Source organism: Bacillus sp. A260, assembly GCF_009861435.1.
Lineage (GTDB): Bacteria > Bacillota > Bacilli > Bacillales > Bacillaceae_G > Bacillus_A > Bacillus_A cereus.
The window spans coordinates 599,353-616,555 of the sequence record NZ_CP046398.1 but is presented as its reverse complement, the minus strand read 5'-3'; the positions used below and the strand labels follow the sequence as shown (position 1 = coordinate 616,555).

Below are 17,203 nucleotides of genomic sequence, written 5' to 3'. Positions count from 1 at the left end.
GAATTATTTTCACCCATATGTATTGACAATCAAAAGATAAAGGCTTAATATCATGCTTGCTATTGAAAAATATTCTCAACATATAGGGGGTACATAATGAATTTCATGCGGAAGAAATCGTTTACAGTATTTGTATTTTTACTAGCATTTTCAATGCTTTTAAGCGCTTGTGGAAAATCAAATAACAAAGAAGAATCTACAAAAGAAGATAATAAAAAAGAAGTGGTTACTGTAGAACATGCAATGGGTAAAACAGAAGTTCCTGCTAATCCAAAACGTGTAGTTATCTTAACAAATGAAGGAACTGAAGCTTTACTTGAATTAGGTGTGAAACCAGTTGGTGCTGTAAAGTCTTGGACTGGTGACCCATGGTATCCACATATTAAGGATAAAATGAAAGATGTAAAAGTTGTTGGTGATGAAGGACAAGTTAACGTTGAAACAATCGCTTCTTTAAAACCAGACTTAATTATCGGTAACAAAATGCGCCACGAAAAAGTGTACGAACAATTAAAAGCAATTGCACCTACTGTGTTCTCAGAAACATTACGTGGTGAATGGAAAGATAACTTCAAATTTTATGCAAAAGCATTAAATAAAGAAAAAGAAGGTCAAAAAGTTGTAGCTGATTACGAATCACGTATGAAAGATTTAAAAGGCAAACTTGGCGATAAAGTAAATCAAGAAATCTCTATGGTTCGTTTCATGCCTGGTGATGTTCGTATTTATCATGGCGATACATTCTCTGGTGTTATTTTAAAAGAACTTGGATTTAAACGTCCTGGAGATCAAAACAAAGATGATTTTGCAGAGCGTAACGTATCTAAAGAGCGTATTTCTGCTATGGATGGTGACGTATTATTCTACTTCACATTCGATAAAGGAAATGAGAAAAAAGGATCTGAACTAGAAAAAGAATATATAAACGATCCTCTATTTAAAAATTTAAATGCCGTAAAGAATGGTAAAGCATACAAAGTCGACGATGTTATTTGGAATACAGCTGGCGGTGTAATTGCTGCTAACCTATTACTAGATGACATCGAAAAACGCTTTGTTAAATAATATTTCCTTAACCAGCTCCCTTCTGTGGAGCTGGTTATTTTTCAATTCACTTAAATGTCACATTATTTCGTTTTGTATTTTTATTCCCAATATGTTATATTGAGAAAGTAAATAGAATATATTTTCTTTATATCAGAATAAATGTTTTAATCTAAATTTTCTGATTAATCACTATTTTATTTTCTTTTAGAATTCAATTATTACATTTGAAAACGCTTATCATCTCGTTTTCAGGGCAAAATACAGTAACGGTCGAAGAAAAATAGAACTTTTTTAGAAATTTTCTTTCTATTTCCATATAATTCTATTGACTTCTAAATATTTTGTAAATTAAAATGATTACATAAATATCCGTTATACAGGATTAGGGGGAAACAAAAATGGATGCAGCTTTAAAATTAGACAAAGCTGGAGAGCAACAATCACCAAAAAAACATCCACCAGGGTTATACTTGTTGTTCTTTACAGAGGCATGGGAAAGATTTAGTTATTACGGAATGCGTGGCTTATTAGTTCTTTATTTAACAACGAGCTTAGTAAGCGGCGGTTTAGGATTTGATAAAGCAGTTGCAGTTCAAATTTACGGTATTTTCACAATGTTAGTATACTTCACACCTATTATTGGTGGTTGGTTAACTGACCATTTCATTACGAAGCGACATGCCATTACTATTGGTGGTATCATCATGGCAATTGGTAACTTTGTATTATTCTCAATGAACACAAAAACTGGACTTTTCTTAGGATTAGGATTATTAGTTATTGGTAACGGATTCTTCAAACCAAATATTTCGACTTTATTAGGTCAATTATATAGCGAAAATGATTCTCGTCGTGATAGTGCCTTCACTATCTTCTACATGGGGATTAACTTAGGAGCTCTTATCGCTCCATTCATTTGCGGTTACTTTGCAGATTATAGATACGGTTTCTTAACAGCTTGTATCGGTATGATTATTGGGCAGCTTGCCTTTAATTTCTTAGCACCTCGTTACTTAGGGTCTATCGGAACAACTGTTGTAGGTAAACAATCTAAAGAAAAAAATGCAAAAGCAATTGAGAAAAAACCTTTAACAACACAAGAGAAAAAACGTACTGCTGCAATTTTAATTTTAACTTGTTTCGTAGTATTCTTCTGGGCAGGATTTGAGCAAGCTGGTAGTTCTTTAACACTTTACACAGATAAGTTCGTCGATCGTACAATTGGTGGATTTACAATTCCAACACCTTGGTTCCAATCTGTAAACCCACTATTCATTATCTTACTAGCATTACCTGTTTCTGCGTTATGGATTAAGCTTTCAAAAACAAAAAATGGCGATTTGAAAATCCCAACAAAAATGGCATTAGGCATGATTTTACTAGGGATTGGATATTTAGTTCTAACTTTAGCTGTTTTAAAAACTGGTAGCGATGAAGGTAACATTACAATGAAAGCAAACTTACTATTCATTGTATTCACTTACATGTTCCACACAATCGGTGAGTTATTCTTATCACCAATCGGATTATCTATGGTAAGTGCAATTGCTCCTGTTAAATTAGCATCATTATTAATGGGTGTATGGTTAGCTGGTACTGGCTTCGCAAACTTATTAGCAGGACAATTAGCTGCTTTCACTCAATCTTTAGGATATTTAGAAGTATTCGCAAGTATCGGTATTATCGTAATTGTACTGGGATTAGTACTTCTTATGTTCTCTAAGAAAATTGCACATATGATGGAATAATAAAAAAGACGCTTCTCAATTGAGAAGCGTCTTTTTTATTATTTCTCCTCTAAAGCTGTCACGTCCACATGAACGCTCTCACCAGGATTAGATACATCATACACTTGAGCACTCCCCTTCTGCTCATCACAGCTCTCAATCCATACTGGTACGCCCTCATATGTAACGTCAATTCTACTTGAAGAAGATAAAATTTGTTTCACACGTTTCACATCCATACTACTATCCCTCCTTTTGCTTACTACACTCCTTTCTATTTTTTCTTTTCCTTTTAGAATATATTCCGTAAGGCAGCATGTTGATTGATAGTCATTTCTTCCTCACATGCTAATATTTACTCTCTCACTACCTTTCTGACAAATAAAAAAAGACGTATATTCCATACGTCTTTTTCCATAATATTCAAATTTTAAGAAAATAATGTTTTTACTACCGCACTTACTTTATCATTATGGATTTGATAATACACTTCTAATCCTCGTCTTTCAAAGCGCACTACTTTATTTTGCTTTAACTTCGTTAAATGTTGTGAAACCGTTGATTGCGGAATTTCTAATACTTCCTGTAGTTGTGTTACATTACATGTTCCTCTTTGCATAAGTTCCATTACTAGACGTAGACGAAGTGGGTGAGCTAACGCTCTTAACATTTGTACATCTTCTTCTGAAATACGACATTCGAATTGATTTTGGCTCATAAAGTTCCCCTCATTTTCGTTTTTATTTGCGTTTTTATGTTCTTTTTATTTATTTATATATCTGTTCTTATATTTCCTGTTACGACATAACTTTATCAACCTATAAAGCCGAAAAATTTTTCCATCTTTATCAGCAAAAATTCAGGAAAAAATCCTTGCTGATTTTGAATATTATACTATATGATATAACGAAAAAGCAAAATAATGGCCTACGAATACTTTGCTTGCAAACGTTGTTTTATCAAGCTTTTTGTTATATTTTCACCTCATTGAAACGCACAGTAACGGTATTGTAAAATACCGTCTATAATTGATAACCTATCGTAATGTAGTTGAACTATAATTAACCTCTTTGTTACGCTAAAAGGAATTTTCAGTAAAAAGAGATGATGTGATATTAAAAATTTGTTTCTAATTTTTTATTCGTATTGCAAGCGGTTGGACTGTTGTGCAAAACTTCCTATTTAAATCCACTCACCAATCCTCCCTCACACTAGATCAAATAGGACAGATCAGTTCATATATCAAACTTTATACTCGATATAAAAGATGGCATCTAATATACACTTATAGGAAACATGCCAGCTGAATAAGCAAAATAATATGCAAATAGTTTATACAGCACACTTAAATTCATTTGAGTGTGTTTTTTGTCTACTTTATGAACAAAGCTTTTCTTTTAACACTATTATGGAATAATTATACTTTTTTACGTTGACAATAGTGTTGAAGGAGAATATACTAAGCATGTAAGTTGATTGTGAATAGTTTCACAAATAATGTGAATTTCTTCACATATAATAGATAGGAGTTGTCATTATTATGAGTACTTGGACACAAATTTATGACCCATTAAACAATATTTGGTTATCTGCACTAATCGCAGCACTTCCAATCTTTTGTTTCATCATTTGTTTAATGGGATTCAAAATGAAAAGTTACATGGCTGGTCTTTATAGTGTGATTGTCGCTATTATCCTTGCAATATTTGTTTATAAAATGCCAGCAACAGTAGCTGTAGCATCTGCTGGATTCGGTGTTTTATCTGGATTTTATCCAATTTGTACTATCGTTATCGCCGCAATTTTCCTTTACAAATTAACTGTTAAAACAGAGCAATTCAATATTATTCGCGATAGTATTTCAAGCATTACAAATGATCAACGTTTACAAGTATTATTAATCGCTTATTCTTTCGGTGCTTTCTTAGAAGGTGCAGCTGGTCTAGGGGTTCCAGTTGCTATTACAGCCGCACTACTTGTAGGTATGGGCTTTAATCCATTAAAAGCAGCAGGTATTTGTTTAGTAGCTAATATTGCTGGTGGTGCTATGGGTGCTATGGGTATTCCAGTTACAGTGCCAGCACAATTAACTCAACTTGACGCATTAACTATTGGTCGTCAAACTGTTCTTATTTTACCTTTCATTAGTATTATTTTACCTTTCTTACTTGTTTCAATGGTCGATGGAATTAAAGGTATTAAAGAAACTTGGCAAGGTATTCTTGTAAGTGGTGTTTCTTTCGCTATTACTCAATTCGCTGTGACTTACTTCTTAGGTGCAGAACTTACTAATATTTTCGCAGCAGTTGTAAGTATGATTGCTCTTGCATTATTCTTACGTGTTTGGCAACCAAAATCTTCTACTAAAGAAGAAAAACAAGAAACTAAAGTATCACATACATTCAATCAAATTTTATACGCTTGGTCTCCATTCGTATTCTTAACTGCATTTGTAACAATCTTTAACTTAAAACCGATTAAAGCTTTATTTGCTCCAGATGGTGCGTTAGCAAACTTAGTATTTAACATTCAGTTCCCTGGTCTTCATAATGCTGTTATGAAAACTACACCAATTACAAAAGCTGATACACCTTTCGCAGCTGTTTTCAAATTTGATGTATTCTCTTCTACAACTACTGCGATTGTACTAGCAATTATCGTTTCACTTATCGTTTACCGCGTAAAAGGTAAAATGGTTAAAGAATTAATGATTGAAACAATGAAAGAATTAAAAGCTCCAGTATATACAATTTGTAGCGTTATCGCTTTAGCTTACGTAGAAAACTACTCTGGTATGTCATCTACACTTGGACTTGCATTCTCTTCTACTGGTAATGCATTCCCAGTTCTTTCTCCAATCTTAGGATGGATTGGCGTATTCATTACAGGTTCAGTAGTTTCAAGTGGTTCTTTATTCGCACCACTTCAAGCAGTAACAGCAGACCAGTTAAACATCGTTCCTTCTACACTCGTTGCCTTAAACGTAGTAGGTGGTACAATGGCAAAAATGGTTTCACCACAATCTGTAGCAGTTGCTTGTGCCGCAGTTGGACTAGTTGGTAAAGAATCTGCTCTATTTAAAACAGCAATGAAATACAGTTTAATCTTCTTAGCTGTTATTAGCTTACTTCAATTAAACGCTGTATTTAATATCTTTTAAAAATAAAACACCGATCCAAGTGGATCGGTGTTTTTCACATTACATTTTTTTATTTTTTAATAAAGAAGCTCCAGCAATTTCAGGGTGAGTCATTTCGAATGGATCTAAAATAATATCCAATTCCTCTTCTGTCAGTACACCATGTTCTAAACATAACTCCCTAACAGATTTCCCTGTTTCAATTGCTTCACGTGCAATACGAGATGCTACTTCATAACCAATATGAGGATTAACTGCTGTAATAATTCCAACACTTTTCTCAACATATTGCTTCAGCAATTCTTCATTTGCCGTAATTCCTTCAATACAATATTCACGGAATACACGGAATCCATTATTCATAATACTAATAGATTGAATTAAATTAAATACAAGCACAGGCTCCATTACGTTTAACTCTAATTGTCCTGCTTCTGATGCTAAGCAAATTGTATGATCGTTTCCGATTACTTGGAATGCGACTTGGTTAATCACTTCTGCCATAACTGGATTTACTTTACCTGGCATAATCGATGAACCTGGCTGACGTGCTGGCAATTGAATTTCAGCTAACCCAACACGTGGTCCAGACGCCATAATACGAAGATCGTTTGCAATTTTAGACATGTTCATCATACATACTTTAAGTGCTGCAGATACTTCTGTGTATGCATCTGTATTTTGCGTTGCATCAACTAAATGCTCTGCACCAACAAGTGGGAATCCACTAAACGTTCTTAAATGTTTTACCACTTGTTCAATATACATAGGATTTGCATTCAATCCTGTACCAACAGCTGTCGCCCCCATATTCACTTCATATAAATGCTGACGAGACTGTTTAATTCTTTTTATATCACGCGCAAGCACTCGGCTATACGCTTCAAATTCTTGTCCAAGGCGAATTGGAACTGCATCTTGTAAATGTGTGCGTCCCATTTTAATAACGTGATCAAACTCTTTTGCTTTTTTACGAAAAGCAGAATGAAGTTCTTCCATTGTAATAAGAAGCTTTTCTAACATCATAAGAGTTGCAATATGAATCCCTGTTGGAAACGCATCGTTCGTTGATTGGGCCATGTTCACATGAGTGTTTGGGCTAATTTTCGCATACGCCCCTTTTTCATATCCCATACGTTCTAACGCTCTATTCGCAATTACTTCATTTGTATTCATATTAATAGAAGTTCCGGCTCCGCCTTGAATAGGATCCACGATAAATTGATCATGAAACTTTCCATCAACAATTTCTTGCGCTGCTTCTGCAATTTCATGTCCAATGTCTTTAGCTAAGTAACCAGTATCTATATTCGCAAGCGCCGCCGCTTTTTTCACAATTGCCATTGCTGTAATGAGTGATGGATGAATGCGATATCCTGTAATTGGGAAGTTTTCTACGGCACGTAATGTTTGTACACCATAATAAGCTGCACTTGGTACTTCTTTTTTACCTAAAAAATCTTTTTCTATACGTATATCCTTCGTTGCTATCATTTTTATCACCTATACTTTTTCATTCTAAATCCTTATCCAAAAAATCCGCCCTCTAAAAACACGAGTATCATTCAGAAGAATTTTTCAGTATCCACCTTCACTATATAGCACCTTTTTTGAAAGCGCAAACATTTATTTTTCTGTATATCCTTTTTATTAAAGTTTATAGAAAATCATTCTTCTACTTTCCTTATTTCCACTCGTTTAATTTGATGCATATCCTTTTCAAGGACTTTAAAATAAAAACCGTGTTTCTCAATAATATCTCCTTCAGCAACGATTTGTTTTTGTACCATAATCCAGCCACCAATTGTATCTACATCATCAGCAATTAAATGTATGCCAAGCAAATCATTTACTTCACTAATAAGCACTTTTCCCTCTACGATTTTATAACCTTCACTTATATGCTCTATAGGGGGATTCTCATCTTCATCGTATTCATCTCGAATTTCTCCAACAATTTCTTCTAAAATATCTTCTAGTGTAACAATCCCAGCTGTACCACCATATTCATCATACAATACAGCTAATGGAATGTGTTTTCTTTGCATTTGTAATAGTAAATCATGAATTGGAATATTTTCTAGCACTTCAATAACTGGCCTTGTATATGGCATAATTGAGCACTCCTCATCCCGATTACCATCCATATAACGAATAAATAAATCTTTTACATTAACCATCCCAATAATTTCATCTTTATCTTCACCAAATACAGGATATCTCGTGTACTTTTCTTGCGCGATTACTTTAATATGTGTTTCAAATGGTTCGTCCTCATATAAGCCTACAACTTCCGTACGAGGTACCATAATTTCTTTTGCTACTCTATTATCAAATTCAAAAATATTATTTACATATTTAAATTCCCTTTGGTTAATCTCTCCGCTCTCATAGCTCTCAGATAAGATTAACCTTAATTCTTCTTCTGAATGAGCTACTTCATGTTCAGAAGCTGGATGTAATCCGAATAAACCAGTTACAACCCTCGCTGAACCATTCAAAGCCCAAATAAACGGATACATAACTCGGTAAAAATAAATAAGTGGTTTCGATAACAATAAGCTAACTTGTTCTGCTTTTTGTATAGCAAATGTCTTTGGAGCAAGTTCCCCAATGACAACATGTAAAAATGTAATTACTGCAAAGGCAATAATAAATGAAACTGTACTGGAAATTGCAGGTGAGAATTTTAATTTTAAAAACAACGGCTCGAGTAAATGTTTAATGGTTGGTTCCCCTAACCACCCAAGCCCTAAAGCAGTAATTGTAATACCTAGCTGACAGGCCGATAAATATTCATCTAAATTTGAAGTTACCTTTTTAGCTGCCAGTGCACCTCGTCTTTTTTCGCTAACGAGTTGATCAATACGACTGCTACGTACCTTAATAATTGCAAATTCAACAGCCACAAAAAATGCTGTTAACCCAATAAGAATGACTACCATCAATAATTTTAAAATATCCACATATGCTCTTTAGCTTTCTTAGCTAAAGTTACACCTCCTTTTAAAAAGAAGTTTCACTTTAGTTTCTTCAATTATTGGAAAGCAACTCTATATAAAATCCACCAATTTTCAAACCTCATACAATTCTAAAGGTAAACCATCAGGATCTTGGAAAAAGACGAATTTCTTCCCCGTTATTTCATCAATACGGATCGGTTCCGTCTCAACACCACATTGGTTTAAATGCTTCACAGCTTCTTCTATATTTGTAACAGCAAATGCTAAATGTCTAAGACCGGCTGCTTCTGGAAAACTTTTACGCTCAGGCGGATTTGGAAATGAAAATAATTCGATTTGATACTCTTCTCCTACACATAAATCTAATTTATAAGAATCTCGTTCCTTTCTATATACTTCATTTATCTCTTTAAACCCTAATATCCTAGTATAAAAATCCTTTGACGTCTCATAATTCGAACAAATAATTGCAACGTGATGCACTCTACATATATTCATGCTCTCTCTATTCCTTTCTTTACCAAAGATGCATATTCTCCCTTGAAATGAAAAACATATATAGCAGAATATCTCTTTTAGGGGGCTTACCATGAAATTCATTACTTTTTTCGTCGGACTAATTGTTGTTTTCTTGCTCGCTTATATTGCTAGCAATAATAAGAAGCATATTAAATTTAAACCAATTTTTATCATGCTTATTATACAGTTAATTTTAACCTATTTACTATTAAATACAGAAATCGGCCTCATACTTATTAGAATAATTTCCTGTTTGTTTACCAAGCTACTCGAGTATGCTGCTGATGGAATAAATTTCGTATTTGGTGGTCTTGCAAATAAAGGTGAAATGCCATTTTTCCTTACTGTATTATTACCAATCGTCTTTATTTCTGTTTTAATTGGTATATTACAACATTTCAAAATACTACCATTTTTTATTCGTTGGATCGGGTACTTTCTTAGTAAAATAAATGGTCTTGGTAAATTAGAATCTTACAACGCTATCGCCTCTGCCATTGTCGGCCAATCAGAAGTTTTTATTACAGTGAAAAAACAATTAGCTCAAATTCCAAAACACCGTCTTTATACACTTTGTGCCTCTGCTATGTCAACCGTATCTATGTCTATCGTAGGTGCCTATATGACAATGATTGAACCTAAATATGTAGTAACTGCACTCGTTCTCAATTTATTTAGCGGTTTTATTATCATACTCATCATTAACCCTTACGACGTTAAAGATGACGAAGATATTTTAGAAATCAAAGGTGAAAAACAAAGCTTTTTTGAAATGCTTGGAGAATACATTCTTGATGGTTTTCGTGTAGCCATTGTTGTCGGCGCTATGCTCATCGGATTCGTCGCATTAATTAGTTGTATTAATGACCTGTTCCTCATTATATTCGGTATTACGTTCCAACAATTAATCGGCTATGTATTTGCACCTATCGCATTCCTTATCGGTGTACCCAGTTCTGAAATTGTCGCGGCTGGCAGCATTATGGCAACGAAGCTTGTAACGAATGAATTTGTCGCAATGATGGACCTTAGTAAAATTTCTAATAGCCTTTCTCCCCGTACAGTTGGTATTATTTCTGTTTTCCTTGTATCTTTTGCCAATTTTTCTTCCATTGGTATTATTTCAGGTGCGGTAAAAGGACTAAACGAAGAACAAGGAAACGTTGTTGCGAGGTTTGGCCTTAAATTACTATATGGAGCTACTCTCGTTAGTATTTTATCTGCAATTATCGTAAGCATTATGTTGTAATTAGGTAAAATTTTATCATTTTCTTATCCCTATCTTTTGTATACAATAACGAATAGGTGTCTTATAAATAATCAAGACATCTATTTTTTATACATGTACAATCGCTTTTATTTAGCGTAAAATATTTTTTATGTGTTTGAATACACTTCTAAATGTATACACTTTGATAGTTTTAAAGGAGAAAAAATGATGAAATCCGACACGAACAACAATACGCGAGCCAAAAAAGGACGCTCAAAGAAAAAACGCCTACTTTGGTTCCTTCTTATTCCATTACTAATTGTAGCACTTGGAGCAGGAGGCTACTCCTTCCATATATACAGTAAAGCAAAGTCCGTCTTAAATAATGCTTATGCTGAACTAGGTCGAGGAGATAAGTCCAGTAAACGTGAAAAAGCTGTTAAACCTATGACCGACAATATTTCCGTACTAATTATGGGTGTTGATGAAAGTGATATTAGGGAAAAAGGTTATGGAAAAGCAACTCGAACAGATGCGTTATTACTTGCAACAATTAATAAAAACGATAAATCCGTTAAACTTGTAAGCATTCCACGTGACTCACGCGTCTACATTAAATCACGTGATAAATACGATAAAATCACACATGCGCACGTATTCGGTGGTGTAGACAGCACAATTGATACGGTAGAGAACTTTTTAGATGTTCCAGTTGACTACTATGTAAAATTCAATTTTAAATCCTTTATTAAAATTGTTGATTCTCTTGGTGGTATTACTGTAGACGTTCCAGTTGAGTTCACAGAGCAAAATAGTAAAGATGAAGCAGATGCCATTCATCTAAAAAAAGGACGTCAACATTTAAATGGAGAAGAGGCACTGGCACTAGCTAGAACTCGTCATATCGATAGTGATTATATGCGTGGTCAACGTCAACAGCTTGTATTAGAGGCCATTGCTGAAAAGGCACTATCTCTTAATTCCATTAATAAAATCGGTGGCCTACTAGACGCTGTCGATAAAGATTTAAAAACTAATTTAACTTTTGATGATATGATGACAATTACAAAAAATTCAATGGATTCAAATTTAAAAATGGAAAAAATGCAAGTAGAGGGTACAGATAAATATATAGGTGGTATTTATTATTACGTTCCAAATAAAAAAAGCGTCGATACTATTTCAACTACCCTTCAAAAACATCTCGGTGTTACGAATAAAAATGAACATAAAAAATTATAATAAAAAGGCTGCTAGATCTTTCTAGACAGCCTTTTTATTATATTTTTCAACATATTTTTCATACACATTGTGACAAGAAGTGACAATTATTACAGCGGTGTAACATTTTTTATGAAAACATTACACACACAGTGAAAATAATAGTATACTAGTACGTACATAATGTTATTTTCATCATTTTTATACAAAAAATGTAATACATATATTTATACATAAATTTCTGGGGGGAAATAAATGAAGCTAAGTAAAATACTGATTGGTTCTGCAATTGCTGGGGGCATATTACTTTGTGTAGGCGGTGTTGGGGGATATCAATATGTATCCAAATTAAATAATCAATTAGATACTACTGCATTACCAAATACTACATTTGAAGGTATTTCTCTCGACGGAAAAAATAAGAAGGATATTCAAGCAATTATTAATCAAAAGGTAACTGAGTTAGATCAAAAATCCCTTACCTACATATTCCAAAACGATAAACAAACTTACACATGGAAAGATTTAGGGATAAATTATAAAGAGAAAGATATTATTGACAAAATCTTCAAAGAACAAGAAGGAAACGTAATGAATCGTTACAAAATGCGTAAGCAAGCTGAAAACGGTGAATTAAAACGTGACTATAAATTAACACCACAATTAAATGCAACAGCTTATGAAACCTTTATAAAAGATAAATATAATGAAACATTAAAAAATCCTGTTAACGCAGAATTAAGTATTGAAGGCTCAACAGTAAATATTAGTCAAAGCCAAAACGGAGAAAAAATTGATAAAGGGAAACTAAGCGGTTTAACAAATGAAGCTATTACTACTGGTAAATCAGATGTTACATTACCAGTTACATTCATAAAACCAGAACGTTCTACAGAAGACATACAGAAAATGGGTATTAAAGAAGTCATTGCTGAATATTCTACTCCAATGGCTGGCCGTAACGGAAATCAATCATTTAACGTAAATAAGTCAGCTAATACTTTAAGTGGGGTTATTGTCGCACCTGATGAAACATTTAGTTTTAACGGTCGCGTTGGCGTAACTGATGCTGCACATGGCTATAAATCTGCAGCAGTATATTCACAAGGTAAAGTAATACAAAGTGCAGGCGGAGGAGTTTGCCAAGTCAGTAGTACATTATACAGTGCAGCTTTAAGGGCAGATTTAGGCATTGTTTCTCGAAGCAATCATTCTATGCCAGTAAATTATTTACCACTTGGGCAAGATGCAGCAGTAGCAGATTATGGTCCAGATTTAAAATTTAAAAATAATACAGGCAATCATATTTATATTCAAGCATTTTCAAATGGAGGTAGTATTACTACACGCATTTTCGGTACAAATACTGGTAAAAATGTTGAAGTTTCTTCTCAAGTAATTAGTAGAACTAGTGATAAAATCACCGCGGTTACGTATAAAAAAGTAACACAAAACGGGGAAGTAATATCAAATGGACAAATTTCAAAAAGCGTATATAAAAGCGCTCCAAAAGAATAGATAATATCAACCGAATAGCATAAAGAAAAAGGCGTGATTTAATCACGCCTTTTTCTTTTGCAGTAATAGTAAAAAAGTTTCAAGATGGTCTTTCGTTTCTTCTAAAGACCACATACGATTTCCTTGCTTCGCAGCTAATACACACGCCTCTTCCCACGCGTTCTTTTTCTTCATATTTATTAATTCATCACGTAATTTCAAAACAATTTCTTCGTCTTCTTGTTCAATAAACTCTTCCATCACGCTTACTATTTCATCCTCATGAATACTTAACGTACAGTACGATTTAAGAAAGTATTGTAATGTCGTATACATAATGTACTCCCCCTTCTTATTTATCAGATGGATAAGAAGTAATAATCTTAAACCCTAATTCTCCTGACTTATCTCTTGCTAAAACAGTAACAGTTTTTACTAACTTGTCTTTTACACTCATATTTTTCTTTATTACCGTTTTTCCAACAGGAAATGAATGAGTTGTATTTAATACGAGACGAGCCTCTTTAGAATTTTTTAACCAATCTTGAATTTCCTTGTCATGTTGCTTCAAGCTATCTTTTACAGCTTTCGTCGCTGTTTCTTTATCATAGTATGTACTTGCGGCTGACACTTTATCTGTCTTCAAGCGATTCTTCAAATCCTCTTCTGACTTGCCTACATGTCTTTCAATCGTATGACCATTTTTAGGTGGTCCTTCCATTTCATCTAAAATATTATCACTAATTTTTTCTACCGATGTAGCTTGATTCCCTGTCTGTTTCTCTGTTTTTTGTTCTTTTCCTGCACATCCACTTAAGATCAGCATTAATGCCAATAAACTACTGAAGAAAAGACTACTTATTCGTTTCATCATATCACCTCTTCCATGATTATTATCGCAACTTCACTAAAAGTCAATTTCACAACGAAAAAATCTATCAGTTTTCATTTTTTTTATCTATTTTTCCATATTTACCCCAGCAATTTCATCAACCCTCTATTTTTTGCCTTTTATAATATATACCCCCTATTTTTTTCGGTTATTTCCCAGATAAAATCACCGATAACATAACTATAAAACTCTTTTATACAAAGGTTTTTATAGTATTTTTAAAAATATTTTAAAATACCCCTATTTTTACATACCCAATACCCATATAAGGTATAAAACACCCTTCTTATCAACGTTTTTCTACATTATGTAAATTTCCCCTTGCCTATACAAACGAAATGTGGTGTAATGCAAAAAAAGATAAAGGATTTTAAACAATGGCTGAAACGATTCAAAATTTCTTAACAGAATACTATTCAATCGCAATTCCACTTAGTATCTTAATTAACATCATCATTAGTCTTTTAGGTTTTATCCCTAGTATTTTTTTAACCGCCATTAATATACAGCTCTTTGGCGTAACAAATGGTACTGTTATTTCGATCGCAGGCGAAGCATTAGGGGCTATTATCTCGTTTTATATTTACCGCATGGGCCTTCAAAAGTTCACTCACGATAAAGTAAATAAATACCCAAAGGTAGAGCGTCTTCTTTATGTAGAAGGTAGAGAGGCCTTTCTACTCGTTCTATCGTTTCGCTTGATACCTTTCATCCCATCAAGTATTGTGACTTTATTTGCGGCTCTAGGTAAGATGTCATTACTCTCCTTCAGTATTGCCAGCACAATAGGGAAAATACCGGCATTGTTAATCGAAGTATATTCTGCCTATCATGTCATGAACGGAACAAATGAAGCAAAGTGGATTGTGACAATTGCAGGTTGTATCGGATTATATTATTTGTGGAAAAAATGGAGAAAAAAATAAAGAAGGAGCATAGGCTCCTTCTTTATTTTTGAGGTATTTTATTAATAGCTATCCTTTAAATTCTTAGTTAATACCAACAGCACTAAATGATTGCTTAACTGCTGCTACTTCCGCAGAAGTCGCACCATATAAATCAGCTGCAGCTTGTACTGCACCAGCACGAGCTTGGCTAAATGTAGTAGATTGCGTGAAATATTGTGTGTTTGCACGGTAATAAATTGCACCTAACTTATCTTTACCAATGCCCGTTACAGTTACACCCGAATGCGTACCACCATTTGCTAATAAATAAGCTTGTTTGTTAATGATACCACTGTTTGTATGAACCCCACCGTTATCACTAGTACCAGTGTAACGCTTAGAATAATGGTCTGGATCACCGTATTTCGCTGGATCACTCATAGAGCGAAGCGCATCTCCTGCTTTACCAGGCGTATAAATATCTTCACCAATCTCCCAATCCGGGTTACGGTTATCATAGAATTCTACTAAAGTACCAAAAATATCAGAAATTGCTTCATTTAGCGCTCCTGATTCATTTTGATAAATTAAGTCCGAGCTATTTTCAGTAACAGCATGCGTTAATTCGTGACCAATTACATCAATTCCACCAGATAATGAAGTGAATGTTACACCATCACCATCTCCGTATACCATTTGTGAGCCATTCCAGAATGCATTATTATACTTACTTCCGTAATGAACTGTCGATTTTAACGGAGCTCCTGCATCATTAATAGAGTTTCTGTTAAATGTAGCTTTATAATAATCATATGTTCTACCTGCATAGTAATGAGCATCTACTGCTGCTGCATCATACGCTGCATTGAAAACATTATCTGCATCTACCCATAAAGTTCCTGGTAATGTAGTACGATTTTTCGCATCATATGTGAAAATTGTTGCCCCGCGCGTATTATCTTGTAAGTAGTAAGATGAACCAGATAACGTTGTATTAAGTGATTTCGTATCTCCTAATACACCTTTACCAGTTCCTACTTTATTTGTTCCTGTTACAGGTTTTACTACTGCTTTCGCATCCTGTTTAGGAGCCTCTTGCTTAACTGGTGATTTATCTTCATTTGTTACATGATCCAATTTATTATATTTATTTAATACTTTACCGCTGTCTGCTTCAATGAAATAGTAGTAGTTTCCTGGACTTGGATCTAAGAAGTTTAGATTTACAACGTATGCATATGTTGTTTCTTCACCATTTTGATATACATATAAGTCCGCTTTTGGTTCTACCTCATATTTCGGTGTTACCCCTAAATCTTGTTGCGCGATTTCAATTGCTTTTGCGCCTTCAATCTTATTTTTATTTTTCAACTTTTCCTTTTTGTCTAAATCAGGTGCAACTGTTCCAGACAATACTTTTAAAGAACCGTCTTTACTTACGTGAGCCACTTGAGTAGAACCCCATACAGGCACTCCTTCGTAAACTTGTTGCATACGTACTACTGTTGAATCAGTTACAGCATCTTTCTTCACTTGTTTCACTTTGAAAGAATCTTGCGCACTCTTTTCCCCTAGCTTGTAATCACCTTTTGCTGCATTTAAGTAATCAAACACAACAGATTCCGCTTTCTTACCAGTCGCTCCAGTTAGATCACCAGAAATAAACTCAGGTGACTGTACTGTCTCATTGTACTTCTTCGTAGAGAGTACATTTTTAGAATCCGCAAATGCAGAGCCTGTCCCTCCAAATGTTGTAACTGCCATTCCTGTCGCTAACACTAACGCTAAACTTTTCTTTTTCATGAACCTTCCCCCTAATAAAAATTTTTTTTGAAAAAGAGTAGTTTTATATTAGCATTATGTTTCCACTATTAATATACTAAAAATTCAAATAATTATTTTCTCAAGTTTTGTAGAATTTTGAGGAACAAATATTGAAAAAACCCTTTCCGATTGGAAAGGGTGGAGATTATAAATTAACTTGTTCAACAGTTTTAGCTTGTTGACCAACAATATCAGGTTTACTGCTATATTGATGTATTCCTCCAGCAACTGTAAGAGTCAATATAAACGCCAATACTCCAAATACCATCTTTTTCAT

At 33.9% G+C, this 17,203-nt stretch carries 16 protein-coding genes; 7 read left to right on the top strand and 9 right to left on the bottom strand.

The genetic code is table 11. The features are described 5' to 3' along the window. The first annotated feature begins 96 nt into the window (after positions 1–96). A complete protein-coding gene (locus tag GD442_RS03120; RefSeq protein WP_001010276.1) occupies positions 97–1,065 on the top strand; it encodes an ABC transporter substrate-binding protein in 969 nt (322 codons plus the stop codon). A gap of 380 nt (positions 1,066–1,445) precedes the next feature. Beyond that, positions 1,446–2,795 (top strand): peptide MFS transporter, encoded by a 1,350-nt coding sequence (locus tag GD442_RS03115; RefSeq protein ID WP_000338314.1) that lies wholly within the window; start codon positions 1,446–1,448, stop codon positions 2,793–2,795. A gap of 38 nt (positions 2,796–2,833) precedes the next feature. Here the strand turns inward: GD442_RS03115 and GD442_RS03110 are convergent, their stop codons facing one another. Together GD442_RS03110 and GD442_RS03105 are read right to left on the bottom strand one after the other, a co-directional pair. Next, the gene (locus tag GD442_RS03110) at positions 2,834–3,013 is read right to left on the bottom strand and encodes an acid-soluble spore protein H (protein WP_000382679.1); all 180 of its coding nucleotides are present in this window, start codon (positions 3,011–3,013) and stop codon (positions 2,834–2,836) included. 191 nt (positions 3,014–3,204) lie between these two features. Beyond that, entirely contained in the window at positions 3,205–3,492 is a 288-nt protein-coding gene (locus GD442_RS03105; RefSeq protein ID WP_000081428.1) for an ArsR/SmtB family transcription factor, read from the bottom strand. 822 nt (positions 3,493–4,314) lie between these two features. On the opposite strand from GD442_RS03105, the gene GD442_RS03100 reads away from it, so the two are divergent. After that, the gene (locus GD442_RS03100; RefSeq protein ID WP_000109096.1) at positions 4,315–5,934 is read left to right on the top strand and encodes an L-lactate permease; all 1,620 of its coding nucleotides are present in this window, start codon (positions 4,315–4,317) and stop codon (positions 5,932–5,934) included. 39 nt (positions 5,935–5,973) lie between these two features. Here GD442_RS03100 and aspA read toward each other — a convergent pair whose 3' ends face one another. The 3 genes from aspA to gloA2 all read right to left on the bottom strand — a co-directional run bounded on the left by aspA (position 5,974) and on the right by gloA2 (position 9,374). Next, positions 5,974–7,407: an aspartate ammonia-lyase gene (aspA, locus tag GD442_RS03095; protein WP_000562170.1), complete on the bottom strand. Its 1,434-nt coding sequence runs from the start codon at positions 7,405–7,407 to the stop codon at positions 5,974–5,976. A gap of 173 nt (positions 7,408–7,580) precedes the next feature. Further along, positions 7,581–8,879, bottom strand: coding sequence for a hemolysin family protein (locus tag GD442_RS03090; protein ID WP_000353313.1), 1,299 nt, complete (start codon positions 8,877–8,879; stop codon positions 7,581–7,583). A 108-nt stretch (positions 8,880–8,987) separates the two neighbouring features. Then, positions 8,988–9,374, bottom strand: coding sequence for an SMU1112c/YaeR family gloxylase I-like metalloprotein (gloA2, locus tag GD442_RS03085; protein WP_001017675.1), 387 nt, complete (start codon positions 9,372–9,374; stop codon positions 8,988–8,990). 91 nt (positions 9,375–9,465) lie between these two features. Between gloA2 and GD442_RS03080 the strand changes: the two genes are divergently transcribed. From GD442_RS03080 to GD442_RS03070, 3 genes are all read left to right on the top strand, one after another. Continuing rightward, entirely contained in the window at positions 9,466–10,644 is a 1,179-nt protein-coding gene (locus GD442_RS03080) for a NupC/NupG family nucleoside CNT transporter (RefSeq protein ID WP_159365036.1), read from the top strand. A gap of 186 nt (positions 10,645–10,830) precedes the next feature. After that, entirely contained in the window at positions 10,831–11,847 is a 1,017-nt protein-coding gene (locus GD442_RS03075) for an LCP family protein (protein ID WP_159365035.1), read from the top strand. Between the two features lie 234 nt (positions 11,848–12,081). Next, complete coding sequence (locus GD442_RS03070) at positions 12,082–13,344, top strand: VanW family protein (RefSeq protein ID WP_000777355.1); 1,263 nt, start codon at positions 12,082–12,084, stop codon at positions 13,342–13,344. A gap of 42 nt (positions 13,345–13,386) precedes the next feature. Here GD442_RS03070 and GD442_RS03065 read toward each other — a convergent pair whose 3' ends face one another. Both GD442_RS03065 and GD442_RS03060 read right to left on the bottom strand, forming a co-directional pair. Then, a complete protein-coding gene (locus tag GD442_RS03065; protein WP_000288803.1) occupies positions 13,387–13,659 on the bottom strand; it encodes a hypothetical protein in 273 nt (90 codons plus the stop codon). A gap of 16 nt (positions 13,660–13,675) precedes the next feature. Further along, positions 13,676–14,194 (bottom strand): RNase A-like domain-containing lipoprotein, encoded by a 519-nt coding sequence (locus GD442_RS03060; protein WP_000822694.1) that lies wholly within the window; start codon positions 14,192–14,194, stop codon positions 13,676–13,678. Between the two features lie 398 nt (positions 14,195–14,592). Between GD442_RS03060 and GD442_RS03055 the strand changes: the two genes are divergently transcribed. Next, positions 14,593–15,141: a TVP38/TMEM64 family protein gene (locus GD442_RS03055; RefSeq protein WP_000852222.1), complete on the top strand. Its 549-nt coding sequence runs from the start codon at positions 14,593–14,595 to the stop codon at positions 15,139–15,141. A gap of 63 nt (positions 15,142–15,204) precedes the next feature. Here GD442_RS03055 and GD442_RS03050 read toward each other — a convergent pair whose 3' ends face one another. Together GD442_RS03050 and nprX are read right to left on the bottom strand one after the other, a co-directional pair. Next, a complete protein-coding gene (locus tag GD442_RS03050; RefSeq protein ID WP_000730383.1) occupies positions 15,205–16,905 on the bottom strand; it encodes a M4 family metallopeptidase in 1,701 nt (566 codons plus the stop codon). Between the two features lie 166 nt (positions 16,906–17,071). Continuing rightward, a complete protein-coding gene (nprX, locus tag GD442_RS03045) occupies positions 17,072–17,203 on the bottom strand; it encodes a quorum-signaling peptide NprX (RefSeq protein WP_000738910.1) in 132 nt (43 codons plus the stop codon).